This is a genomic window from Klebsiella sp. CN_Kp097 (assembly GCF_040064495.1).
GTDB classification, from domain to species: Bacteria; Pseudomonadota; Gammaproteobacteria; order Enterobacterales; family Enterobacteriaceae; genus Klebsiella; species Klebsiella aerogenes.
Map to the genome: position 1 here is coordinate 805,115 of NZ_JBEAIL010000007.1, position 24,373 is coordinate 829,487.

27 protein-coding genes are annotated in these 24,373 nt (G+C 53.2%); 14 read left to right on the forward strand and 13 right to left on the reverse strand.

Annotated elements, in window-relative coordinates:
* Positions 1-596 precede the first annotated feature (596 nt).
* Both dtpA and gstA read left to right on the forward strand, forming a co-directional pair.
* A complete protein-coding gene (gene dtpA, locus ABLV07_RS14275) occupies positions 597-2,102 on the forward strand; it encodes a dipeptide/tripeptide permease DtpA (RefSeq protein WP_015366858.1) in 1,506 nt (501 codons plus the stop codon).
* A gap of 108 nt (positions 2,103-2,210) precedes the next feature.
* The gene (gstA, locus tag ABLV07_RS14280; protein WP_015366859.1) at positions 2,211-2,816 is read left to right on the forward strand and encodes a glutathione transferase GstA; all 606 of its coding nucleotides are present in this window, start codon (positions 2,211-2,213) and stop codon (positions 2,814-2,816) included.
* Between the two features lie 37 nt (positions 2,817-2,853).
* Here gstA and pdxY read toward each other — a convergent pair whose 3' ends face one another.
* The 5 genes from pdxY to anmK all read right to left on the reverse strand — a co-directional run bounded on the left by pdxY (position 2,854) and on the right by anmK (position 7,428).
* A complete protein-coding gene (gene pdxY, locus ABLV07_RS14285; RefSeq protein ID WP_015366860.1) occupies positions 2,854-3,714 on the reverse strand; it encodes a pyridoxal kinase PdxY in 861 nt (286 codons plus the stop codon).
* A 60-nt stretch (positions 3,715-3,774) separates the two neighbouring features.
* Positions 3,775-5,049 carry a tyrosine--tRNA ligase gene (gene tyrS / locus ABLV07_RS14290; RefSeq protein ID WP_015366861.1) on the reverse strand — a complete coding sequence of 425 codons (1,275 nt, stop codon included), beginning with the start codon at positions 5,047-5,049 and terminating at the stop codon, positions 3,775-3,777.
* A gap of 125 nt (positions 5,050-5,174) precedes the next feature.
* Positions 5,175-5,831 (reverse strand): pyridoxamine 5'-phosphate oxidase, encoded by a 657-nt coding sequence (gene pdxH / locus ABLV07_RS14295; protein WP_032706215.1) that lies wholly within the window; start codon positions 5,829-5,831, stop codon positions 5,175-5,177.
* Positions 5,832-5,888: 57 nt separating this feature from the next.
* The gene (gene mliC / locus ABLV07_RS14300) at positions 5,889-6,218 is read right to left on the reverse strand and encodes a C-type lysozyme inhibitor (protein ID WP_161798796.1); all 330 of its coding nucleotides are present in this window, start codon (positions 6,216-6,218) and stop codon (positions 5,889-5,891) included.
* An 85-nt stretch (positions 6,219-6,303) separates the two neighbouring features.
* Positions 6,304-7,428: an anhydro-N-acetylmuramic acid kinase gene (gene anmK / locus ABLV07_RS14305; protein WP_015366864.1), complete on the reverse strand. Its 1,125-nt coding sequence runs from the start codon at positions 7,426-7,428 to the stop codon at positions 6,304-6,306.
* 263 nt (positions 7,429-7,691) lie between these two features.
* On the opposite strand from anmK, the gene slyB reads away from it, so the two are divergent.
* Both slyB and ABLV07_RS14315 read left to right on the forward strand, forming a co-directional pair.
* Positions 7,692-8,159 (forward strand): outer membrane lipoprotein SlyB, encoded by a 468-nt coding sequence (gene slyB / locus ABLV07_RS14310; protein WP_015366865.1) that lies wholly within the window; start codon positions 7,692-7,694, stop codon positions 8,157-8,159.
* A gap of 221 nt (positions 8,160-8,380) precedes the next feature.
* Positions 8,381-9,739 (forward strand): GGDEF domain-containing protein, encoded by a 1,359-nt coding sequence (locus ABLV07_RS14315; RefSeq protein ID WP_045366858.1) that lies wholly within the window; start codon positions 8,381-8,383, stop codon positions 9,737-9,739.
* A gap of 37 nt (positions 9,740-9,776) precedes the next feature.
* Here ABLV07_RS14315 and slyA read toward each other — a convergent pair whose 3' ends face one another.
* Positions 9,777-10,217 carry a transcriptional regulator SlyA gene (gene slyA, locus ABLV07_RS14320; RefSeq protein ID WP_020078997.1) on the reverse strand — a complete coding sequence of 147 codons (441 nt, stop codon included), beginning with the start codon at positions 10,215-10,217 and terminating at the stop codon, positions 9,777-9,779.
* Between the two features lie 172 nt (positions 10,218-10,389).
* Here slyA and ABLV07_RS14325 point away from each other — a divergent pair, with 172 nt between their 5' ends.
* The 3 genes from ABLV07_RS14325 to ABLV07_RS14335 are packed head-to-tail and all read left to right on the forward strand — an operon-like array spanning position 10,390 to position 13,557.
* Positions 10,390-10,626, forward strand: a complete 237-nt coding sequence (locus tag ABLV07_RS14325) for a DUF1656 domain-containing protein (RefSeq protein WP_015366868.1) — start codon at positions 10,390-10,392, stop codon at positions 10,624-10,626.
* A 10-nt stretch (positions 10,627-10,636) separates the two neighbouring features.
* Positions 10,637-11,533, forward strand: a complete 897-nt coding sequence (locus ABLV07_RS14330) for an HlyD family secretion protein (RefSeq protein ID WP_348853262.1) — start codon at positions 10,637-10,639, stop codon at positions 11,531-11,533.
* Positions 11,533-13,557, forward strand: coding sequence for an FUSC family protein (locus ABLV07_RS14335; protein ID WP_015366870.1), 2,025 nt, complete (start codon positions 11,533-11,535; stop codon positions 13,555-13,557). The genes ABLV07_RS14330 and ABLV07_RS14335 overlap by 1 nt, the downstream gene beginning before the upstream one ends.
* On the opposite strand, the gene sodC is transcribed toward ABLV07_RS14335, so the two are convergent.
* From sodC to ABLV07_RS14350, 3 genes are all read right to left on the reverse strand, one after another.
* The gene (gene sodC / locus ABLV07_RS14340) at positions 13,550-14,071 is read right to left on the reverse strand and encodes a superoxide dismutase [Cu-Zn] SodC (protein ID WP_015366871.1); all 522 of its coding nucleotides are present in this window, start codon (positions 14,069-14,071) and stop codon (positions 13,550-13,552) included. The genes ABLV07_RS14335 and sodC overlap by 8 nt on opposite strands.
* Before the next feature lie 70 nt (positions 14,072-14,141).
* On the reverse strand, positions 14,142-15,038 hold the full coding sequence (locus ABLV07_RS14345) for an aldo/keto reductase family oxidoreductase (RefSeq protein ID WP_020079000.1): 897 nt from the start codon (positions 15,036-15,038) through the stop codon (positions 14,142-14,144).
* Positions 15,039-15,086: 48 nt separating this feature from the next.
* The gene (locus ABLV07_RS14350) at positions 15,087-15,329 is read right to left on the reverse strand and encodes a DUF1289 domain-containing protein (RefSeq protein ID WP_161799874.1); all 243 of its coding nucleotides are present in this window, start codon (positions 15,327-15,329) and stop codon (positions 15,087-15,089) included.
* Between the two features lie 133 nt (positions 15,330-15,462).
* Here ABLV07_RS14350 and ABLV07_RS14355 point away from each other — a divergent pair, with 133 nt between their 5' ends.
* From ABLV07_RS14355 to rnt, 4 genes are all read left to right on the forward strand, one after another.
* Entirely contained in the window at positions 15,463-16,062 is a 600-nt protein-coding gene (locus ABLV07_RS14355; RefSeq protein ID WP_015705222.1) for a TetR/AcrR family transcriptional regulator, read from the forward strand.
* Positions 16,063-16,114: 52 nt separating this feature from the next.
* Complete coding sequence (locus ABLV07_RS14360) at positions 16,115-17,212, forward strand: alkene reductase (protein WP_015366875.1); 1,098 nt, start codon at positions 16,115-16,117, stop codon at positions 17,210-17,212.
* A 79-nt stretch (positions 17,213-17,291) separates the two neighbouring features.
* Positions 17,292-17,699, forward strand: a complete 408-nt coding sequence (gene gloA / locus ABLV07_RS14365; RefSeq protein WP_015705221.1) for a lactoylglutathione lyase — start codon at positions 17,292-17,294, stop codon at positions 17,697-17,699.
* A gap of 104 nt (positions 17,700-17,803) precedes the next feature.
* Complete coding sequence (rnt, locus tag ABLV07_RS14370; protein WP_015366877.1) at positions 17,804-18,448, forward strand: ribonuclease T; 645 nt, start codon at positions 17,804-17,806, stop codon at positions 18,446-18,448.
* A 53-nt stretch (positions 18,449-18,501) separates the two neighbouring features.
* Here rnt and ABLV07_RS14375 read toward each other — a convergent pair whose 3' ends face one another.
* A complete protein-coding gene (locus ABLV07_RS14375; protein WP_015366878.1) occupies positions 18,502-18,849 on the reverse strand; it encodes a Grx4 family monothiol glutaredoxin in 348 nt (115 codons plus the stop codon).
* 339 nt (positions 18,850-19,188) lie between these two features.
* Between ABLV07_RS14375 and ABLV07_RS14380 the strand changes: the two genes are divergently transcribed.
* Complete coding sequence (locus tag ABLV07_RS14380; RefSeq protein WP_015705220.1) at positions 19,189-20,064, forward strand: C40 family peptidase; 876 nt, start codon at positions 19,189-19,191, stop codon at positions 20,062-20,064.
* Here ABLV07_RS14380 and ABLV07_RS14385 read toward each other — a convergent pair.
* Positions 20,061-20,516 carry a helix-turn-helix domain-containing protein gene (locus tag ABLV07_RS14385; RefSeq protein WP_015366880.1) on the reverse strand — a complete coding sequence of 152 codons (456 nt, stop codon included), beginning with the start codon at positions 20,514-20,516 and terminating at the stop codon, positions 20,061-20,063. The two genes, ABLV07_RS14380 and ABLV07_RS14385, sit on opposite strands and share 4 nt — an antisense overlap.
* A 478-nt stretch (positions 20,517-20,994) precedes the next feature.
* On the opposite strand from ABLV07_RS14385, the gene sodB reads away from it, so the two are divergent.
* A complete protein-coding gene (sodB, locus tag ABLV07_RS14390; RefSeq protein ID WP_015366881.1) occupies positions 20,995-21,576 on the forward strand; it encodes a superoxide dismutase [Fe] in 582 nt (193 codons plus the stop codon).
* Between the two features lie 50 nt (positions 21,577-21,626).
* Here sodB and ABLV07_RS14395 read toward each other — a convergent pair whose 3' ends face one another.
* Together ABLV07_RS14395 and ABLV07_RS14400 are read right to left on the reverse strand one after the other, a co-directional pair.
* Positions 21,627-22,793 (reverse strand): MFS transporter, encoded by a 1,167-nt coding sequence (locus tag ABLV07_RS14395; protein ID WP_015366882.1) that lies wholly within the window; start codon positions 22,791-22,793, stop codon positions 21,627-21,629.
* A 159-nt stretch (positions 22,794-22,952) separates the two neighbouring features.
* Entirely contained in the window at positions 22,953-23,042 is a 90-nt protein-coding gene (locus tag ABLV07_RS14400; protein ID WP_032705726.1) for a YnhF family membrane protein, read from the reverse strand.
* Between the two features lie 295 nt (positions 23,043-23,337).
* Here ABLV07_RS14400 and purR point away from each other — a divergent pair, with 295 nt between their 5' ends.
* The gene (purR, locus tag ABLV07_RS14405) at positions 23,338-24,363 is read left to right on the forward strand and encodes an HTH-type transcriptional repressor PurR (protein ID WP_015366884.1); all 1,026 of its coding nucleotides are present in this window, start codon (positions 23,338-23,340) and stop codon (positions 24,361-24,363) included.
* Positions 24,364-24,373: the final 10 nt, after the last annotated feature.

Here is a 24,373-nt window from a genome sequence, read left to right on the forward strand (position 1 = left end):
AGCCTGGAGCCATAACCTAACCTGTGGTTATGGCTCTATGTTTTACCAGCCACACCGATAATCACTCCATAGTTTTGCCATTTAGATGGATAATTATGCGGTTATATAACGAACGATCAGCGCATTCGTTTTTTACCGTCGAAAATTTTCTATGTATTTGTGATCAAGATCATCCATGCAACTCATCGTTAAATAACTGTTGCGAAAATGATGCAAAAAGCCAGCAATTTCAATATCAGAGCCTTAGACAACAGGACAATAGCCTGCTTATTTTTCGGAATATAGGCCATCCCACTACCTTCAAGGTCAAAAAGCAGAATATATCGCCTTTATCCCCTCAGTAGCCGCCCGCCACAGATTAAAATATCATGTTTAACGAATAGGTGAAATTTAACTCTGTATAACATTTGCATGACTGGCTAATTATAGTGGCTTAGTTATGTGTAACAGAGTATTACAAAGCTATTGCCTGATGGGGCAGGATAGTGAACATTACTTGCCGTTTTCCCTCCAAGAATAACTATAAAGGCGGCGGTCCTTCGCGATTGCGCCCCAAACAGCCCCCGTTAATATGGGATGTAAAAAAAGAGGTATATGTGTCAACTGCAAACAATAAACCAGCAGAAAGCGTGAGTCTGAACGCTTTCAAACAACCAAGAGCGTTTTATCTCATCTTCTCCATTGAGTTATGGGAGCGTTTTGGTTATTACGGCCTGCAAGGGATCATGGCCGTTTACCTGGTAAAACAGCTGGGTATGTCGGAAGCGGATTCTATCACCCTGTTCTCTTCCTTTAGTGCACTGGTTTATGGCCTGGTCGCTATCGGCGGATGGCTCGGCGACAAGGTACTTGGCACCAAACGCGTCATCATGCTTGGCGCGATTGTCCTGGCTATCGGCTATGCGCTGGTTGCCTGGTCCGGTCACGATGCCGCCATCGTCTATATGGGTATGGCGACTATCGCCGTCGGTAACGGCCTGTTCAAAGCTAACCCGTCCTCCCTGCTCTCTACCTGCTACGACAAGAACGACCCGCGTCTGGACGGTGCATTCACCATGTACTACATGTCCGTCAATATCGGTTCCTTCTTCTCTATGCTGGCTACACCGTGGCTGGCAGCGAAGTTCGGCTGGAGCGTGGCGTTCGCGCTGAGCGTCGTGGGCATGCTGATTACCGTGGTTAACTTTGCCTTCTGCCAGAAGTGGGTCAAACAGTACGGTTCCAAACCTGACTTCGCACCGGTGCATGTCGGCAAACTGCTGGCGACTATCGTCGGCGTAGTCGTGCTGGTCGCGATTGCCACCTGGCTGCTGCACAACCAGGGCATCGCACGTATGGCGCTGGGCGTCATCGCACTGGGTATTGTTATCATCTTCGCTAAAGAAGCCATGGCGCTGCAGGGCGCGGCGCGTCGTAAAATGATCGTTGCTTTCCTGCTGATGGTTGAAGCGATTGTCTTCTTCGTACTGTACAGCCAGATGCCAACCTCGCTGAACTTCTTCGCGATCCGTAACGTTGAGCACTCGATTCTGGGTATCGCGTTCGAACCGGAGCAGTATCAGGCGTTGAACCCGTTCTGGATTATGATTGGTAGCCCGATTCTGGCGGCGATTTATAACAAGATGGGTGACCGCCTGCCGATGCCGCATAAATTCGCCATCGGTATGGTACTGTGCTCCGGCGCTTTCCTGGTGCTGCCGCTGGGTACCAAATTCGCCAGCGATGCTGGTATCGTCTCCGTCAACTGGTTGATCCTCAGCTACGCGCTGCAGAGTATCGGCGAACTGATGATTTCCGGCCTCGGCCTGGCGATGGTGGCTCAACTGGTACCGCAACGTCTGATGGGCTTCATCATGGGTAGCTGGTTCCTGACCACCGCAGGCGCCGCCATCATTGCAGGTAAAATCGCTAACCTGATGGCAGTACCGGAAAACGTGACCGACCCGCTGGTTTCTCTGGATGTTTACGGCCACGTGTTCCTGCAGATTGGTATCGCGACCGCAGTCATCGCCTTCCTGATGCTGCTGACCGCGCCAAAGCTGAACCGCATGACTCTTGACGACGACGCTGTCGCCAAAGCGCGCGAAACCGCAACCGCTTAAATGCTCCGGGAAAACCAATAAATTTAGGCCGCTAACGTTTGTTAGCGGCTTTTTTTTTGTCCCTGGGCGGACTAACATACAGAAAACTGCAGCCACGAGGAGTTACTGATGAAACTGTTCTACAAGCCCGGCGCCTGTTCCCTTGCCTCTCATATCGCCCTGCGCGAAAGCGGCCTCGACTTTACCATCGATAGCGTCGACCTGGCGAAGAAACGCCTCGAAAATGGCGATGACTACCTGCTGATTAACCCTAAGGGTCAGGTTCCCGCGCTGCTGCTTGACGACGAAGTGCTGCTGACCGAGGGCGTGGCCATCATGCAGTACATTGCCGACCGCGTACCTGACCGTCAGCTGCTGGCGCCAGTGGGTACCATTGCCCGCTACCAGACGCTGGAATGGCTGAATTACGTCGCCACCGAATTACATAAAGGCTTCACCCCGCTGTTCCGCCCGGATACGCCGGATGACTACAAGCCAACGGTGCGTGCCCTGCTGGAGAAAAAGCTGCAGTATGTCGATGAGGCGCTGAAAGATAAACAGTGGCTGAATGGGCATCGCTTTACCATAGCTGATGGCTATCTGTTCACGGTACTGCGCTGGGGCTATGCGGTGAAACTGAATATGGAAGCGTACGCAAATATTGGCGCCTGGATGGCGCATGTCGCGGCGCGTCCGTCCGTTGCGGCGGCGCTGTCGGCGGAAGGTCTGAAGTAAACCATTGGCATGCCCGCAAGCGGGCATGCCATCGCGCTTACAGTTGCGTAGCGCTGAAGTAATGCTCCGGTTTGGCGATGCGGTCCTGTGCCGCCACCACCTGCAGTTCATACTCCTGCATATTTTTGGTTGCCAACATGATTTCATACACTGCCGCAGTGACGTGCTCAAGGGCATCGCGCAGGCTGGCGCCCTGCAGTAGCTTAACCAGCAGCAGGCCGCTGGTCACATCGCCCACGCCGACCGGCTGACGGCTGCCAAAATCGACCAGCGGGCGACTGATATGCCAGGCTTCATCCGCTGTCACCAGCAACATCTCAAAGCGATCCATACTCATCCCCGCCCGCGCCAGATGCTTCACCAGCACGACCTGCGGCCCTTGCGCTATCAGCTCACGCGCTGCGCTAACGGCTTCATCAACGTTAGCAACCGGATGGCCGCACAGGATCTCCAGCTCGACAAGATTCGGCGCGATAATATCGCTGGCCGGCAGCGCATAGCGTACGTGGAATTCAGCCACCCCAGGGGCGACGATACAGCCTTTTTCCGGGTGGCCCATCACCGGATCGCAAAAATATTTCGCTGCCGGATTCGCCGCTTTAACCTGACGCACGATGCCGAGAATATGTTCGCCCTGCTCGGCGGAACCCAGATAGCCGCTCAGTACCGCATCACAGCTCTGCAGCTTATCGATGTCGGCAATCCCCTGCACGATTTCGGTCAAATGCGAAGGCGGCATGACGCAGCCGGTCCATTTGCCGTACTGCGTATGGTTGGAGAACTGAACGGTATTGAGGGGCCAGACGTTGGCGCCGAGACGGCGCATCGGAAATTCAGCGGCGCTGTTGCCCGCATGGCCAAACACAACGTGAGACTGAATGGCGAGGATGTTCTTCATTTTCTTACCACAACCCTAAAAAGAAAAAGGGCGTGGTTTCCCACGCCCTGGTTTTATTTTTTATTTCCAGCAGATCAGGCAGTAATTCTTCTTACCGCGACGCAGTAAGGTATAGCGGCCGAACAGGCGGTCGCTATCGCTGAATACATATTCCGGATCGGACTGCTTTTCACCGTTAATGGTCACCGCGTTGGAGGCTACGGTTTTACGCGCCTGGCCGCGGGACGGCTGCAGCTCGGAATCTACCAGCGCTTGCAGAAGATCGGCGCCCTTTTCCATTTCGATCATCGGCACGCCGTCTTGCGCCAGCTGTTCAAAATCCGCTTCGCTCAGATCGCTCAGATTGCCGTTGAACAGGCTTTCAGTAATACGTTTCGCTGCTTCCAGGCCTTCTTCGCCGTGGACCAGACGCGTCACCTGCTCTGCCAGCACGTACTGCGCGCGCGGCGCTTTACCGCTGTTCTTATCTTCTTCTTCCAGCGCATTGATCTCTGCAATGTCCATGAAGGTGAAGAACTTCAGGAAGCGATAAACGTCCGCATCCGCGGTGTTGATCCAGAACTGGTAGAATTTGTACGGGCTGGTTTTCTTCGGATCCAGCCATACCGCGCCGCCTTCGGTTTTACCGAACTTGGTGCCATCGGCCTTGGTGATCAGCGGAACGGTCAAACCGAAGACCTGATTCTGGTGCAAACGACGGGTCAGGTCGATACCAGATGTGATGTTGCCCCACTGGTCGGAGCCGCCGATTTGTAGCGCCACGCCGTGCAGTTTATTCAGGCAGGCAAAGTCATAACCCTGCAGCAGGTTATAGGAAAACTCGGTGAAAGAGATACCCTGATCGTCACGGTTCAGACGCTGCTTCACCGCTTCTTTGTTGATCATCTGGTTCACAGAGAAGTGCTTACCGATGTCACGCAGGAAGGTCAGCACGTTCATGCCGCCGAACCAGTCGTAGTTATTCGCGGCAATCGCCGAGTTGTCGCCGCAGTTGAAATCGAGGAATGGCGCAACCTGTTTACGGATTTTGTCCACCCACTGCTGCACGGTATCTTCGGTATTGAGTTTACGCTCAGCGGCTTTGAAGCTCGGGTCGCCAATTAGACCGGTCGCGCCGCCCACCAGCGCCACAGGCTTGTGGCCTGCCTGCTGGAAGCGTTTCAGGCATAACAATGGAACAAGATGCCCCAAGTGCAAGCTGTCAGCGGTAGGATCGAAGCCGCAATAGAGCGCGATCGGGCCTTGCGCCAGTCGCTCTGCTAACGCTTCTTCGTCCGTCACCTGGGCTACCAGCCCCCGCTCTTGCAATTGTTTAATCAAGTTACTGCTTGCCATCAAATTCTCCATGTATAAACGACTGCACCTTTGCCGGTACACGACTTTTCGCCAGACGCGAAAGGTACATAGAATAAAGCGCCGGAGCACGTAGCACCAGCGCTTAAAACAACATTTTGCGTCCTTTATGGCGCCAGACGGTCGATTTGCCAGCCATCATTTTGCCGCTGGTATAAAAAGCGGTCGTGTAGACGATGTTCGCCGCCCTGCCAGAACTCCATCTGTTCGATGCTGACGCGGAAGCCACCCCAGAAACTCGGCAACGGCACTTCGCCTTGCTGGAATTTCTGTTTCAGCTCAAGGAATTTACTTTCCAGGATCCCACGCGCGGAGATACGGCTGGACTGTTGGGAGACCCAGGCGCCGATCTGGCTATCGCGCGGCCGGCTGTGGAAATACTTAACCACTTCCAGCGTCGACAGACGCTCTGCCTGACCGATTACCATCACCTGCCGCTCCAGCATATGCCAGGGAAACAGCAGGCTGATATGGGGATTTTTTTCGATTTGATGTGCTTTGCGACTACCCAGGTTGGTATAAAACACCAGCCCTTTTTCGTCATAGTGCTTTAACAATACGATGCGTTGATAGGGCTGGCCGTTTTCATCAACGGTCGCGACCACCATTGCCGTCGGGTCGGCAAGCTTAGCGTCGCAGGCCTGACGCAACCAACGTTCAAATAACGTCAGGGGTTCAGCGGGAAGATCGTGGCGACGAAGGCCGCCACGGGTGTATTCACGGCGCAGATGCGCGATTTGCTGCAATTCGTCGTTGTCAGACATAACCATTGAGATCGTTGTCATAGGGTGGCGTTATTGTGCGCCCCCGCTACGGAAATCTCAACGTTTCGCGGTCTGCAACTGGCAGTTGTCCAGTACGACGCGGTCGCGCTTATAAACGGTGGCGCTGTCGCCCTTCGACCAGAAGACATAAACGCCATCAGTATAACGAGCCCCGGAAGCCGAGAGCCCCTGGGTCAGGTTTAATTGTTGATTATCATAGATAAAGCTTACCTGCTGACGCGCGTTGTTCAGATGGACGGTCAACGGTTTTTGATCGCACTGATATTCAAGGGTGTCGGTCTGCATCCGTTCAACGAATTGGTTGTAATAGCTACACCCCGCCAGCATGAAAGGAACTACCGCAATAAGAATTTTTTTCATGAGTATGCCTTCGACTTTCCCGGTCAGGAGAGCAAACCGCCCTCCCGGAATTTCGTCCAGTTTACCGGTAAATAAAAAATAGCGACTTCAGTTAACTCTGATTCTGCGCTCGATTCGCGGGATAGATGGCGCCAAGAATCGTCGCTTCGCTGGCGCCGGTAACGGAAGGAAGATTACCCGGCAGGCCAGCAAGCGTACGCCATGCCAGCCACGCAAAGGCCAACGCTTCCATATCGTCGCCGCTGATGCCGGCGTCATCGGTGGTCGTGACTTCAGTACCTGGCAGCAGCGCCGCCAGACGAGCCATCAACAGCGGATTTCGCGCCCCGCCGCCGCAAACTAACAAACGCTCGCAGCCGCCGCTTAACAAAACCTGCTCACTGATGGTCACTGCGGTCAGTTCTGTCAGCGTAGCCTGAACATCCTGCCCTCGCAGATTGGCGTAGCGCGCCAGATGTTTTTCCAGCCAACCATAATTGAAATACTCGCGACCGGTGCTCTTCGGCGCGGGTAACGCGAACCACGGGTCGCTAAGCATATCCTGCAGCAGCGGTAGCAAGACTTTGCCTTCACTGGCCCATTGCGCGTCTTTATCGTAGGGTTTACCACATTGGCGCCAGATCCAGGCGTCCATCAGCATATTCCCCGGCCCGGTGTCGTAACCGCGTACCGGCTGCCCCGGAACCAGCAAGGAAAGGTTGGCTATGCCGCCGATGTTAAGCACCATGCGCCTTTCAACCGGGTGCGCCAACAGAGCCTGATGGAAGGCAGGGACTAGCGGCGCGCCCTGGCCGCCAAGCGCCATATCGCGGCGGCGGAAATCCCCCACCACGGTCACGCCGGTATGCGCTGCGATCTGATTGTTATCGCCTATTTGCATCGTGTGCGGCGCATCGCCGGTCGGCTCATGCCACACCGTCTGGCCATGGCAACCGATAGCGACGATATCCTCAGGTTGAAGGTTCTGCTGGCGCATCAGCGCTAATACTGCGTCAGAAAATAGCCGGCCCAAACGGGTATCGAGTCGCCCCAGTTGCGACAAGGTCAGCTGCTGCCCCTGGCAAATCGCTAAAATATCTTCTTTCAGATTGACCGGGATGGGGTACGAGAGGCTCGCCTGCTGCGCCACTATGTTTTCATTTATTGCCGCCAGAACAACATCAACGCCATCAAGGCTGGTGCCAGACATTACGCCAATAAAACGACCTGATTTCATACGCCTACCCTCATTCCATGACTTTTGCAGTACCATCAGTGCATCATAAAGCAGCGTGCAATGCTATGGCGCACTAATACTTTTTAACAATAGTTCTGCCGCAAGAATTTGTTAGGTAAAGTACTTACGTTTATCCGTCGTTAAAGCGAACCTTATTATTTTTAAACGGTCCATAAGGAAGCTATGCCAGCGAACGCTTAAATGCCATATAATTGACCACATGGAAGTTCACTGGAACATTTTGGTACACAGGAGATTCATAGATGATTTTACGTGTTTTGGCTGTCTCGATGATTGGCTTAACCCTGGCGGGTTGCGTCAGCAGCAGTGGCCTATCCGGCGATGTTTACACAGCCTCAGAAGCCAAGCAGGTGCAAAGCGTGACCTACGGTACCATCGTACATACCCGTGCGGTCCAGATCCAAAGCGGCGATGACAGCAATGCCATCGGCGCGATTGGCGGCGCGGTACTCGGTGGCTTCCTTGGTAATACCATCGGTGGCGGTACTGGTCGTTCTCTTGCAACCGCTGCAGGCGCGGTTGCCGGTGGCGTAGCCGGTCAGGGCGTACAGGGCGCGATGAACAAAACGCAGGGCGTTGAGCTGGAAATCCGTAAAGATGACGGTAACACCATCATGGTGGTTCAGAAACAGGGTAACACCCCATTCTCCGTCGGCCAGCGCGTAGCCATTGCCGGCAGCGGCAGTCAAGTGACGGTTTCCCCGCGTTAAGCCTCTCTAATGCGGCCTTTATTGGCCGCATTAATCCCTCATAATTATTATTTAGCTCCAAATAATTTATCATACATATATCAATTTTATTGATATTTCTCCGCGACAACTTGCGTTTGCGCAATATTTCCCGTTGATTAATTCGTTAGCCTGAAGTGGTCTTTCTCATTTAGCGACCTGCACGTCGTTTTTATCCGCCCTTTTATCGCGGGAGTTTGCCTGTGCCTCTGAAACTAAACCGGTTATCACACCGCTTATTTGCTTATATTATTGCCTGCAGCCTGGCAATTATTACGATCGATTTATTATCTAATTCAGTTGTTAATCGTATCCCTACGACTTCATCACCACTTTTCCCTTTACTGACAATAATATTAATGATTTTTCACATTACTATTTCCTGTTTTATGAGCATGAAGTATTGGTGTGATAAAAACCGCCTGTATCTGATGCCCATCGCCTTCGCTTTTGCCAGCTCTGCCCTGTTGATGCTGGGCACCCTGAGCAGCTATCCCGGCTGGCTACTGTGCAACAGCGAATATATTGTTAAACAAAATGACGCGCTGATCTTTTATTCGTTCCGCAATATTCTGATGGCCGTGTTATTTATCACTGCCATTATAATATATCGTTTTCGCCAACATCTTAACCAGGCTGCTGGCGCACATGCTATAATACTGACGGTATGCTTTCTATTCAGTGCCGCCATTCTTATTTTATCCTGGCTACACTCCAGTAATAGTCCGTTATTAAGCATCGATTTTATCGACGATATCACCAGCACTTTTACTCCGTTATGGCATTACTGGATGGGCTGGCTGCTATTTTTAGCCTGGGTATGTACGTTGATATTATTGATTATGCTAACCCGGCTACGTAATATCTTCTGGTACAGCGGCGCATTTTTCTGTGCCGCCTATATATTTACGCTAAACGTATTACTCACAGCGACAGGTAGTCAGCATATTATCGCCTGGAATCAGGCGCGCCTGTTCGAAACCTTAAGTACCTTATTTATGCTGTTCGTCCTGTTAAGCGACGTTTTTCTTCTCTATCGCGACTCTAACAACAAATACATCAATTCATATCAGAACTCTATCCGTGACCCGTTAACCGGGCTGTACAACCGCAGCTACTTTTACGACACGCTGAATGGACTATTGCCGCATACTTCAGCAGCACAACCGCTTTCCGTCATCGTCAGCGATCTCGATCACTTTAAGCGTATCAACGACAACTACGGTCATGTCCAGGGTGACAAGGTGATTCAGTTTGCCTCCAGCGTATTACAAACCTATGTCCGTCGTGAGGATATTGCCGCGCGCATCGGCGGCGAAGAGTTTGCCCTGTTGTTGGTAAATACTGATGCTGATGATGCGCTGGCGATAGCCGAGCGAATTCGCCAGATGGTCAGCGCCGGGCAGGATTCACTGCCGGAACAAATGACCATTAGTATGGGTGTCTACACGGCGACAAGCTCGCTCATTGAGGCTGAAGAGTGCGTTAAGCGCGCGGATACGGCTATGTACGCGGCGAAAAACGGTGGCCGCAATCGCGTGGTGGTCTGGCAGAATAAATAATTGAAAGGGCTCTGCAAGCGCAGAGCCCTGTTCCTGGCTAGTCTTTAGCCTGAAGATCGAGGATATTGTTTTCAAGTTTACGGATTAAGTTGAGCAGCGTTTCGACTTCCTGCTTTGATACACCTGCAAGGATTTCATCACGCGTTTTGCCGATCACGTCTTCCATTTGGTTGATCAGCGGTTCAGCCTTTTCCGTTAGCTTGATACGTTTCGCCCGGCGATCGTTTGCACAAGTCTGGCGAGAAATAAGCCCTTTCTCCTCCAGTTGATCCAGCGTGCGCACCAAAGAGGGCTGTTCAATACCAATTGCCTTGGCCAACTGGATTTGCGACTGCTCAGGAGGTAGCTGATGAATGTTATGCAGCGTGACCCAGTGCGTCTGCGTTAACTCCAGAGGTTTCAGGCGATGGTCGATCAGCGCGCGCCAAACGCGTACCAAACGTGCCAGATCAGAACCAAGTGGCGATTCCAATTTCATCTCCTTATAATTAGCTTGCTAAGTTATTATACTGCTTTTAGAATAGTGTGCAGCATTTAAATTACCAAAACAAATGAATTACTTGATTCACTAAATTCAAAACAATGATTTACAATGTGAACTAATTCATCACCAAGAACATTATCCCTGCAACGGCAAAGGATTTTTGCTTGTGAAACTGAGTCTTAACACTCCCGGATTGTCGCTACAGGACCTGGTGTTCGGCGCTTCTATCTATTTTCCCCCGTTATTTAAAGCCGTCGTGCTTGGTTTCTTTATTTGGCTAATAGTTCATCGTCAGTTGCGCGACTGGATGTACGCCGGCGAAATCTGGCATCCCCTGCTGATGGACCTTTCCCTGTTTGCGCTGGCCGTTTGCCTGGCGCTGGTTCTCCTGACTCTCTTGTGATGCTCATTTCATGAAGAAACTAAAATATCTCTCAACCTTAATTATCGCCGTCTGCGCAATCATCGCCGCCTGGCTGGTCTGGAACTACTACACTCAGTCGCCATGGACCCGCGACGGTAAAATCCGCGCCGAACAAGTCGGCATCACCCCGCAGGTCTCCGGCAGTATTTTGCAGTTGAATGTTAAAGATAACCAATTGGTCAACGCCGGCGACGTGCTGTTCCGTATTGACGATACGCCTTATCGCATTGCGGTATTAAACGCTCAGGCGCAGTTGGCAAAAGCCAAAGCGGAACTGGCAAAAGCCAAAGCCGAGCAAACCAAGGCCGCCAGCGACGTTACTCGCCGCCGCAGTCTGTCGCAAAACTTCATCTCCGCTGAAGATATGGAAACCGTCAATACCGCGCTGAATACCGCCAATACGACTTATGAGGCGGCTAAAGCGGTCGTTGGCGTGGCGCAAGCCGCGCTGGAGCATGCGCAGTGGCAGCTGTCGCAAACCGTGGTTAAAGCCCCGGTTGATGGCTGGATAACTAATTTGTCAACGCGGGTCGGGGACTATGCCTCCGTCGGCCATCCCGTATTTGCCCTTGTCGACAGCCACTCTTTCTATGTCCTGGGTTATTTTGAAGAGACCAAACTACGTCACATCCGCGAAGGTGATAGCGCCCAGGTCGTTCTTTACAGCAGCAAACAAACGTTACAGGGTCACGTTTCCAGCATTGGCCGCGCTATTGTCGACCAGAGCGTCGAAGGCGGTTCGGCGTTAGTCGCTAATATTAAACCCAATATTCCGTGGGTGCGCCTCGCGCAACGCGTACCGGTACGTATCGAGTTCGATAAACTCCCTGCGGATGTCACATTGGTTTCAGGTACCACCTGTACCGTGTCAATTGGCGGACAATAATGAAGCTGCAGGCTCTGCGCTGGCAATCACTGCCGTGGTTTAAAGCCAGCCGCCCGCAATGGCGCTACGCATTGCGCAATGGGATAGCCATGTGTCTGGCGCTTAGCATCGCCTATGCGCTGGATCTTGATGAACCCTACTGGGCAATGACATCAGCCGCAGTCGTGAGCTTCCCGACCGTCGGCGGCGTTATCAGTAAGAGTTTTGGCCGTATCGCCGGCAGCCTGCTCGGCGCCTGCGCCGCCCTGTTACTGGCGGGCCATACCCTTAACGACCCGTGGCTATTCTTATTCAGTATCTCAGCCTGGATTGCGCTCTGTACCTGGGCCTGCGCGATGTTTACCAATAACGTCGCCTACGCTTTTCAACTGGCGGGCTATACCTGCGCAATCATCGCCTTCCCGGTTATAAATGTTACCGACGCAAATGAACTGTGGACTATCGCTCAGTCGCGGGTCTGTGAAGTGATTGTGGGGATATTGTCCGGCGGATTCATGATGATGATCCTGCCCAGTACCTCGGATGGCGTCACGCTGCTGACGGCACTGAAGAATATGCACTCCCGGTTATTAGAGCATGCCAGCCTGCTGTGGGTGCCGGAAACCACCGATGCGATTCGTAGCGCTCATGAAAGCGTCATCGGTCAGATCCTGACTATGAATCTACTGCGTATCCAGGCCTTCTGGAGCCATTATCGTTTCAGACGGCAGAACCCCTTGCTGAATTATCTGCTGCATCAGCAGTTGCGAATGACCAGCGTCATCTCCAGCCTACGGCGAATGTTATTGAACTGGCCGGATGCGCCTGGTAATACGCGGGCGGTGCTGGAAACGTTACTTAGCGAGCTCGCCAATCCGCACGCAAATGTTTATAGCGTGGCGCGAATTCTGGTGCCGCTAGCCCCCGGCCCTAACGCCGACTATCGCCATCTGGCGTTCTGGAAACGGCTGCGTTATTTCTGTCGTATCTATCTCGAAAGCAGCCGCTGGATCCGCCGCATCGAGAACGCCAGCGCTATCACGGTGTTCAATGTCCCTTCGGCGCCCGCGCTGTCGCGCCATACCGATCAGGCGGAAGCGTTATGGAACGGCTTACGGACCTTCTGCGCGCTGGTGGCCGTGGGCGCCTGGGGTATCAGCACCCAATGGCAGGCCTGCGCCGCCGCGCTCACCCTCGCCGCCATTAGCTGCGTACTCTACTCGATATCGCCTTCGCCCTTTAAATCGCTCACCTTATTGATGCGTACGCTGGTGCTGCTGTCGCTGTTCAGCTTTGTGGTGAAGTTTGGCCTAATGGTGCAGATAACCGACCTGTGGCAGTTTTTACTGTTTCTCTTCCCGCTGCTCACCACCATGCAGTTATTGAAACTCCAGATGCCGAAGTTCGCAGGGCTGTGGGGGCAGTTAATCGTCTTTATGGGATCGTTTATTTCGGTCACCAACCCTCCGGTTTACGACTTTGCCTCGTTCCTTAATGATAACCTCGGCAAAATCATTGGTGTCGGTCTTGCGTGGCTTGCCTTTGCGATTATCAGCCCCGGCTCGGATGCGCGGAAAAGCCGCCGCCATATTCGTGCGTTACGGCGTCACTTTGTCGATCAGTTGAGCCGACGCCCGCAGCACAGCGAGCATGAATTTGAGTCACTGGTGTACCACCACATTAGCCAGTTAAGCAGCAGCCAGGACGCACTGGCGCGACGTTGGCTGCTGCGCTGGGGCGTGGTGCTGCTCAACTGCTCGCATGTCGTGTGGCAACTACGTGATTGGGAGACACGCTCCGATCCGCTTTCACAAGTGCGCGACTTGTGTATTAGCCTGCTACGCGACGTCATGAGTGAACGCGGCGTCCAGCAACGCCCACTTGCCTCGACGTTGCTGGAACTGCAGCGGATTTGCGACACCCTTAATCACCATCATCAGCCGGCGGCTAAAGAGCTGGCGGCGATTATCTGGCGGTTATACTGCTCTCTATCGCAATTAGAACAAGCGCCGATTGCCGGCACCATTACCGAACGGACTACTTAATCACCCCGCAGGCAAAACGCTCGCCGCCGCCGCCCAGCGGCTGCGGGCTATCGGCCATATTATCGCCTCCGACATGCACCATCAGCGCTTTGCCCTTCACTTCCGCGAGCGTTTTCAGGCGCGGGGCAATAACCGGTTGGTTAGCCACGCCATCGTCGTTCACCACCAGCAAAGGAAGATCGCCGAGATGCCCTGCCCCTAATGGCCCTTCATGTTTGCCGGTATGTTGTGGGTCGAAATGACCGCCCGCCGCGCCAGCGGCGACCGCCTTACCGTCTTTTATCGCCGGTTGGCAGCTCCCTTCTGCGTGGATATGAAAGCCGTGTTTGCCCGGCGGAAGCGCGCGTAAATCAGGCGTAAACTCAAGACCCCTGTCGGTTTCAGTGATTTTAACGCTGCCGACGGCCTGGCCAACGCTCTGGCTGGTGACAAGATTAAGGGAGACATCTTCACTGGCGGCCTGAGCGCCAGCGCAAAATGCGAGAGTGAAAATAGCGAGTAAACATCGTTGCATAACACCTCCGGATTAGCCGTATCCCTGATAAGTGTAAACCAGGTAGCGACATCCGGAGGCGTAATCTGGCTTACGGGACGTCGTAACCCAGCGCCGCTTTACGAATGCGGAACCACTGCTGGCGCGTCATATGCAGTTTTTCCGCCACAATAGCTGAGCGCACGCGCTCGATTTTCCCCGAGCCAATAATCGGCAGCGGTTTCGACGGCAAGCGCAATACCCAGGCGTAAACCACCTGCTCAATGCTTTCTGCGTTGAGCTCCTGGGCAATTTGCGCCAGCTCGTCGCGCAGCGGCTGGAAGCTTTCGTCGTTGAACAGGCGTCCGCCGCCGAGGCAGGACCAGGCCATCGGGCGAATGCGCAACTGCTGGAGTTGATCGAGGGTGCCGTCAAGCAGCAGCGGCTGATGTACCGGCGAGAGCTCGACCTGGTTAGTGGCCAGGGTAAAAGGCAGGCGCGATTGTAAAAGCGTAAACTGCGCCGGCGTAAAGTTAGATACACCAAAGTGGCGCACTTTCCCACTATGATGTAACGCGAGGAAAGCCTCAGCGACCTCATCGGCATCCATCAGCGGATCCGGGCGGTGAATCAGCAGTAAATCGAGATGATCGGTCGCCAGATTACGCAGGGATTGCTCGGCGCTGAGAATGATATGGTCGCGGTCAGTAATATAGTGGCCAATAGTATTTTCCGCGCGCGCCTTGGTCGCAATACCGCATTTGCTGACGATTTCCATACGGTTACGCAGGTGCGGGGCTCGTTTAAGCGCTTCGCCAAACGCGGCTTCACACTGATAATCGCCGTAGATATCGGCGTGGTCGACGGTCGTAACCCCCAGATCCAGGTGCTGCTCAATAAAGCCAACCAAAGCGTCGGTGGACATCTTCCAGTCCATGAGACGCCAGTAGCCCATTACAAAACGTGAAAATTCCGGCCCCTGCGGAGCCATAGCAATACGCTGAACCATAAACGCTTCCTCGACAAAAAAGTGTTCTGAGTATACGCATATTTGTCGTCAAAACAGTGAGGGTTGCTGCGGTTCTTCCGCCGGTTCCTGCTTAGTCGCGCGAATTTTACGCAGCAGACGCTGGCGGCACAGACGCAGAACCTCCTGTTTTTGCGCGTCGCTCAGCTTTTGCCAGTTAAAGCGCTCATCCCGGCTACGAAAACAGCCGCGGCAATATCCGCGTTCATCGGACTGACATATTCCCCGGCACGGACTTTGTACCGGGAAAAACTCCAGCTGCTCTGCCACCACCGCTCTCCTGTATTTTCTCTCTGTCTCTCATTGAAGACGTTCCACCGCCAGTGCGCAACTTTTGTTGTCTTCGTATTCGCGCTAACGATCATTTTGCTTGCATTAGACCAATCGGTCTACTACAGTGTGCTCCATGAACAGACACAGCGAATGCGATACCCGAGAACACATCCTCATCACCGGCGAGCAACTATGCATGCATCGTGGTTTTACCGGCATGGGCTTAAGTGAACTTCTGAAAACGGCGGAAGTGCCGAAAGGCTCTTTCTATCACTACTTTCGCTCAAAAGAAGCCTTCGGCGTCGCGCTGCTTGAACATCACTACACCGGCTATCTGCAGCGCCTGGTTGATCACTTTGACCATGGCGAAGGCAACTACCGCGACCGACTGCTGGCCTACTATCAGCACACGCTGAATCAGTTTTGCCAACAGGGCATTATCAGCGGTTGCTTAACCGTGAAGCTGTCGGCGGAGGTGTGCGACCTGTCGGAAGATATGCGTACTGCCATGGATAAAGGCGCCAGCCAGATTATCGCCCTATTGGGCGAAGCGCTGGAAAAGGGCCGTTTGGAGGGTAGCCTGTTGTTTGAGGGGGAAGCTATCACCCTTTCACAGGTGCTGTACTCGTTGTGGTTGGGAGCCAATTTACAGGCCAAAATTACGCGTAGCGCAACGCCGCTGGAAAGCGCCCTTGCTCACGCCAAACAAATCATTGCAGCGCCTGCGGTTTAACAGGCGTTTTATTTAACCAGTTACAAGACGACCGGTCTACTCAGGAGTCATTATGTCAGAATCTAAATTGTTCAGCCCGTTAAAAGTCGGTGCGGTGACCGTACCTAACCGCGTATTTATGGCTCCGCTGACCCGTCTGCGCAGCATCGAACCAGGCGACATCCCTACTCCGCTGATGGCTGAGTATTATCGTCAGCGCGCCAGCTCCGGCCTGATTATCACCGAAGCGACGCAAATTTCCGCCCAGGCGAAAGGCTATGCCGGCGCGCCGGGCCTACATAGCGCAGAGCAAATGGCCGCATGGCAAAAAATCACTGCTGGCGTTCATGCTGAAAACGGTCATATCGCCGTGCAACTGTGGCACACCGGCCGCATTTCCCATAACAGCCTGCAGCCGGGAGGCGCGGCGCCGGTTGCGCCATCGGCGCTGAGCGCAGGTACGCGTACTTCGCTACGTGATGAAAACGGTCATGCCATTCGCGTCGATACGTCGATGCCGCGCGCGCTGGAAACAGACGAAATCCCAGGGATCGTGGATGATTTCCGTCAGGCGGTAGGCAATGCCCGCGATGTCGGCTTCGATCTGGTAGAGCTGCACTCCGCGCATGGCTATCTGCTGCACCAGTTCCTGTCGCCTTCTTCTAACCAGCGTACCGACCAGTACGGCGGCAGCGTCGAGAATCGCGCCCGCCTGGTGCTGGAAGTGGTCGATGCCGTCAGTAAAGAGTGGAGCGCCGATCGTATCGGCATTCGCGTGTCGCCAATCGGTAGTTTCCAGAACGTCGATAACGGCCCGAACGAAGAAGCCGATGCGCTCTATCTTATTGAGCAGCTGGCAAAACGCGGTATCGCTTATCTGCACATGTCCGAACCAGACTGGGCCGGCGGCCAGCCGTACAGCGACGAATTCCGTCAGAAAGTTCGCGATCGCTTCCCGGGCGCGATTATCGGCGCTGGCGCCTATACGGTGGAGAAAGCCAACGACCTTATCAATAAAGGACTGATCGATGCCGTGGCCTTTGGCCGCGATTACATCGCTAACCCGGATCTGGTGGCGCGTCTGCAGAAAAAGGCGGCGCTTAACCCGCAGCGCCCGGAAAGCTTCTACGGCGGCGGCGCGGAAGGTTATACCGATTATCCAACCCTGTAATCCCTCCATTGATAGCGGCGTACCAACGCCGCTATACTCAAGACTCTGAGGTATCAAAACAAACTGCATAGGGGAAATTATGCGCTTACTTCACACCATGCTGCGCGTTGGCGACCTGCAACGTTCTATTGAGTTTTACACCAACGTGCTGGGCATGAAGCTGCTGCGTACCAGCGAAAACCCTGAATATAAATACTCGCTGGCTTTCGTCGGCTACGGCGAAGAGAGCGATACCGCGGTTATCGAACTGACCTATAACTGGGGCGTGGATAGCTACGAACTCGGTACCGCCTATGGCCATATTGCGCTGAGCGTCGACAACGCGGCGCAAGCGTGCGAGCGTATTCGCCAGAATGGCGGCAACGTCACTCGCGAAGCTGGCCCGGTTAAAGGCGGCAGCACGGTTATCGCCTTTGTTGAAGATCCGGACGGCTACAAAATTGAGCTGATCGAAGAGAAAGATGCCGGAAAAGGTCTCGGCAACTAAGTTAATTCGGGCGCGTTCGCGCCCGATGTTTTCTCCCTTCCTGCTGCAAGCCGCGGCAAAATTTGCCATAATGCGCGCTACTTTTTTCCAGCTAAGAGAATCTGATGTCCGAGAACGCTCAACTTAATGGTCTGTGCGGCCGTTTTCGCGGTTTTTATCCTGTGGTAATTGATGTTGAAACCGCCGGGTTTAATGCCAAAACCGACGCCCTGCTGGAGATCGCCGCTATTACGTTGAAGATGGATGAGCAGGGCTGGCTGATGCCGGACGAAACGCTGCATTTTCACGTGGCTCCCTTCGAAGGGGCCAACCTGCAGCCGGAAGCGCTGGCTTTCAATGGAATTAACCCAAACGATCCGGAGCGCGGCGCGATAAGTGAATACGATGCGCTGCACGCCATTTTTAAAATGGTTCGCAAAGGAATGAAAGAGAGCGATTGTAGCCGCGCGATTATGGTGGCGCATAACGCGACTTTCGATCACAGCTTTACGATGGCCGCCGCCGAGCGCGCCGGGTTGAAACGCAACCCGTTCCATCCTTTCGTGACCTTCGATACCGCCGCGTTGAGCGGGTTGGCCTTAGGGCAAACGGTATTGTCTAAAGCCTGCATCGCCGCCGGCATGGAGTTTGATGGCAGCAAGGCCCATTCTGCGTTGTACGATACCGAGCAAACCGCCCAGCTATTCTGCGAAATCGTCAACCGCTGGAAGCGCCTTGGCGGCTGGCCGTTACCTGTACCTGAAGCGTAAGCGATAAAAAAAGCGACTTCCGGAGAAGTCGCTTTTTCTTTTGCAGCAAAGAATTACTCTGCTTTCGGCTCGTCAGCGTTGTGCTTTGCAGCCGTTTCTTTGATCAGCTGCTGCAGTTCGCCGCGCTGATACATTTCGATGATGATGTCGCAACCGCCAACCAGTTCACCGTCAACCCACAGCTGCGGGAAGGTCGGCCAGTTAGCGTATTTCGGCAGTTCAGCGCGGATATCCGGGTTCTGCAGGATATCAACGTAGGCAAAACGTTCGCCGCAAGCAGAAAGCGCCTGCACTGCCTGAGCGGAGAAACCGCAGCTCGGCAGCTTCGGAGAGCCTTTCATGTACAGCAGGATCGGGTTTTCAGCGATTTGACGTTGGATCGTTTCTAGAGTGGTGCTCATTGTCGTGCTTCCTTAAACATCTTTACGGCAGTAATTTGTCATTGTAGCGTCCTGGACGCAGGACCGATAATAACATTTTTTTCACTCGCCACATTTTATCTTCTGTCGTCTGAAGTTGCCTTAAAAATATCACTTTATGACGTCAGTGCGGGACGAATTGCGCACTTTCTGTACGAGGCGGCGATTGTCTGACTCATTTTTTTGCAATCGTTAACCAAACGACATTTTAGATACAAAAGAGTATTAACTTTCTGGCTTTTTATGCTTTAGAATCATTCCGGTTTGTCATTCACCGTCAGGCATTAGTATATGTCTGTAATTTAATCAGGGGATTGCTCAGTGGCGCGGCTCAATAAAATCGCGATATCGCTCTGTGCATTACTGTTTACATCTATCTCGCTTACGCCATTGGCGCATGCTTCAGGGCATACGCACGCTTCGGCTACGCCGAAGGCGCACCCGGCGAAAGGCTCCACCGCCGAGCGTAAGAAGAAAGCAACGCAAAATAAATCCAAATCCACCGCTAAAACTACCCGTAAAAAAACCTCAAGCGCGAAGTCCCCTACTCGTACTACCGCAGCAAGCCAAACCGCGCTTAATCGTCAAGTCGCCGGCGCCACTAAAAAATGCGTGTTGCGTAAAGGCTATAAAAAGCAGTGTGCGAAAACGGTAAAATCCAGCGAAGCATCGACGCTGGCGTTGAACAGCGTGAAAAGCAAATGCGTGGTGCGTAAAGGCTACAAAAAACGTTGTAAACCTGTCGCTGATGAACCGAATCTGACGATTGCCGATGCGCACAAAGCCCGAGTGCAAAAAGCGCAAAGCACTGCCATGAATAAACTCATGGATCAGCTAGGCAAACCTTATCGCTGGGGAGGCTCCTCACCGCGTACCGGTTTCGACTGCAGCGGGCTGGTTTATTACGCCTATAAAGATCTGGTAAAAATTCATATTCCGCGCACCGCTAACGAAATGTACCACCTGCGCGATGCCCGCCCGGTTGACCGCGATGAACTGCAAAGCGGCGATCTGGTCTTCTTCCGCACCCGCGGACGCGGCACCGCCGACCACGTAGGCGTTTACGTTGGAAACGGTAAGTTTATCCAGTCGCCGCGTACCGGCCGTGATATTCAGATAACCTCCCTGAGCGAAGATTATTGGGTTCGCCACTACGTCGGCGCGCGCCGCGTAATGACGCCAAAAACCATTCGTTAAGAGGCGCAGACCCCGGTTTGCCGCTGCGCCGGCAAACCGCTCTTCTGTACATTCCCCTCCTCTTCCAGATTCAGCGGATACTGCATTCGCTCCTCCAGTTGCGCGGGATGACGGCGATAACTGGTCGGCGACATACCAAAATGACGACGGAAAGTACGGCAAAATGTCGCCTGGCCTTCAAACCCGAGCAGCAATGAGATACTCAACGCCGAATCCTGCGTCTGTTTGAGAATACCGGCGGCAATGGTCATTTTGCGTCGGCTAACATATGTTCCCAGCGTATAACCGGTAATCAGCGCGAACTGGCGCTGAAAGTACCAGTGCGAATAACCCGATTTCCTTGAGATTGCGGTGACGGGTAGCGCGGTAAAAATGTTGTCTTCGATCCACTCGATGATATCTATGACGATCGGAATAATATGTCCGCTGACCATTTCATGTTTATGCGCCATCTCTTCTCATCCATCAATTATGAGCTTTATGCTTGTTCAATAAGGATTTCTTACTCCGAGGTCCGTTGCCTGCAGAGACAATTATATTTGTCATACAATTAAAATTAATCCTAATGATTATTGGGCATGAAAGTCATTCCCATTACGCATAATGCTCGCAAGCTAATGTTTTATATCGATCTAAAAAGATAACAGGTGATGAAGATACGCAGCGTTTTAGTCGTAGGCAGGAGCGTCGATGGGGAATTTGCGAATCATATCGCTCGCCATGCGCCAGACTGGCGAAGGCTTAATCAGTCGCGTTAGCAATAAATAACCTTTGTTGTTGTAAGTCTTTTAACTGACTTCAGCAAATGTTAACATTCTCAACACAATAACATGTAACACTCGCGACAGCGTTACACAGTAAATACGATATTCAGGTGAACATTCACCTAATTAATGTGAGAAAAAACAAAAAGTTATAAGGAGAGTAGCAATGTCGTTCGAATTACCTGCATTACCATATGCAAAAGACGCCCTGGCGCCGCACATTTCCGCAGAAACCCTGGAATACCATTACGGTAAACATCACCAGGCCTACGTGACCAACCTCAACAACCTGATCAAAGGCACCGCTTTTGAAGGCAAATCTCTGGAAGAGATCGTTCGCTCTTCTGAAGGCGGCGTTTTCAATAACGCAGCGCAGGTCTGGAACCACACTTTCTACTGGAACTGCCTGGCGCCTAACGCCGGCGGTGAGCCGGAAGGCGAACTGGCCGCAGCGATTAACAAATCTTTCGGTAGCTTCGCTGATTTTAAAGCGAAATTCACCGATGCAGCGGCGAAAAACTTCGGCGCAGGCTGGACCTGGCTTGTTAAAAACGCTGACGGCAGCCTGGCTATCGTCTCCACCAGCAACGCCGGCACTCCGCTGACTACCGATGCGACGCCGCTGTTGACCGTTGATGTCTGGGAACACGCCTACTACATCGACTACCGCAATGCCCGTCCTAATTATCTGGAACACTTCTGGGCGCTGGTAAACTGGAAATTTGTTGCCGCCAACCTGGCAGCATAAAAATAAAACCGCAGCAGGGTTACCCCGCTGCGGTTTTTTCTTAGTGCGACTTAGTTATTCGCTAACGCTTCTTCTGGTTGTGAACGCCCGCCAAACAGCACCACCGCTAATGCCAGCCCGGCAATAATCGCCCCCATCACCGGCACAAAAGCATAACCGAGGCCGCCGGATATCACCGCGCCGCCCGCCGCCGCGCCCAACGCATTACCGAGATTGAAAGCGCCAATGTTAACCGACGATGACAGGCCCGGCGCTTCGTGCGCCACGCGCATTACGCGCATCTGCAGCGGCGGAACCACCGCAAAGGTTGCCGCGCCCCACACGACCATGCTGACGGCAGCACCCAACTGCGATTGTGCCAGCAGCGGAATGGCCAACATGATGGCAATCAGTAACAACAGGAACCCTTTCAACGTTCCGGAGACTGAACGGTCGGCAAACTTACCGCCCAGATAGTTGCCAAGCGAGAAACCGACGCCGATTAATACCAGCATGGCGGTAACAAACAGCGGTGAAGCGTTGGTAATGGTATGCAGTACCGGAGAAATGTAGGTATACAGCGTGAACATCGCCCCGGCGCCCAGCACGGTGGTTAACAGCGCAGAGAGTACCTGAGGACGCATCAACACTGAAAGCTCGCGCTTCACGTTCGGACGTTCGCCGGCGCTACCCTTCGGCAGGGAGAACCACAGGCTGACCATCGCAATTAATCCCAGACCCGCCGTGGCGAGGAAAGACATTCGCCAACCGATGGTTTCGCCAAGCCAGGTGGCAGCCGGTACGCCGCCGATATTGGCAATGGTCAGCCCCATAAACATGGTCGCGACCGCACTGGCCTGTTTGTGTTTTGGCACCACGCTTGCGGCAACGACCGAGCCAAGGCCGAAGAACGCGCCATGATTGAGGCTGGTGATAATACGCGACAGCAGTAGCGTCGTGTAATCCGGCGCAATAGAAGAGAGCACGTTGCCGAGGGTGAAGATCCCCATCAGGAAGATCAATGCATTGCGGCGAGCGCGATGCGATAGCAGCAACGTCATTAACGGCGCGCCGACCATCACGCCAATGGCATAGGCGCTAATCAGCATCCCCGCGGCCGGAATAGAAACATCGACGCCTTTGGCGATAACCGGCAGTAATCCCATCGGGGAAAACTCGGTGGTACCGATACCAAAGGCACCGATCGCCAACGCGAGTAAGGGAAAGTTGATTTTCATTCAGAGACTCCATCAGGCCGATTCAGGACACGGCATTACATCAGAAGCCAAAAGCATGACATCAATCACAGAAAAACAGAAGTAAACGAAATGACAAAAGATTTTTGCAGATTTGCTAATAATGGCGGGATGGGAGGGGAAGCCCCCTCCCTGCTGGAATCAGTGCAGTACCGCGGTCAACGCGGCGGCGACGATCAGACCCAAAACAATAACCGTCGTTGTCAGCGAAAACTTTAAATTTGTGTCCATCAATTTTCTCCCCTGATTATCCCCACATAGAAAGTGAGCTTGCTCATTTTTGCACAAAAATATGCAAAAATCTTCCCGGATTTAGAGTGATGCACATTTTTGCTCTTCCCCTTTGCCGCGAGATAGGACAAAATCCCACGCTAATTTGAAAGCGTATCGGCCATTGACCCCTTCCTGTCGTTCTGTGTCGTTTTCCCAGGTGTTGCAATGTTGAGCATTGTATACAGGGTGTGTATAGGCAAACGTTTACGTATCGATAATCAGACGATCAGGTCAAGGTCTGGAGTGAGAAGTAATGGCAACTATTAAAGATGTAGCGAAACGCGCAAACGTTTCCACTACAACTGTATCACATGTGATTAACAAAACCCGTTTCGTGGCGGAAGAGACGCGCAATGCGGTGTGGGCGGCAATTAAAGAACTCCACTATTCGCCAAGCGCCGTGGCTCGCAGCCTGAAAGTCAATCACACTAAATCGATCGGTCTGCTGGCCACCAGCAGCGAAGCGGCCTATTTCGCTGAAATTATCGAATCCGTAGAAAAGAGCTGCTTCCAGAAAGGCTATACCCTGATTCTGGGCAACGCCTGGAACGATCCGGAAAAACAGCGCGCCTACTTGTCGATGATGGCGCAAAAGCGCGTTGACGGCCTGCTGGTGATGTGTTCCGAGTACCCTGAGTCGGTGCTCAGTATGCTCGAAGAGTATCGTCATATTCCGATGGTGGTGATGGACTGGGGCGAAGCCAAAGCGGACTTTACCGACTCGGTTATTGATAATGCCTTTGAAGGCGGCTATATCGCCGGCCGTTACCTGATTGAACGCGGCCATCGTGAAATTGGCGTTATTCCGGGCCCGCTTGAGCGCAACACCGGCGCCGGGCGCCTTGCCGGCTTCATGCAGGCGATGAAAGAAGCGCATATCAATGTGCCGGAAAACTGGATTGTTCAGGGCGACTTTGAACCGGAATCCGGCTACCGCGCCATGCAGCAGATCCTTAATCAGCAGCATCGCCCAACCGCCGTGTTCTGCGGCGGCGACATCATGGCGATGGGCGCTATCTGCGCCGCCGACGAAATGGGCCTGCGCGTGCCGCAGGACATTTCGCTGATCGGCTATGATAATGTGCGCAACGCCCGCTACTTCAGCCCGGCGCTGACCACAATACATCAACCCAAGGACTCACTCGGAGAAGCGGCATTCAATATGCTGCTCGATCGCATTGTTAATAAACGCGAAGAGTCGCAGTCCATCGAGGTGCATCCACGTCTTATTGAGCGCCGCTCGGTTGCCGACGGCCCGTTCGTCGATTATCGTCGTTAACACCCTCCTC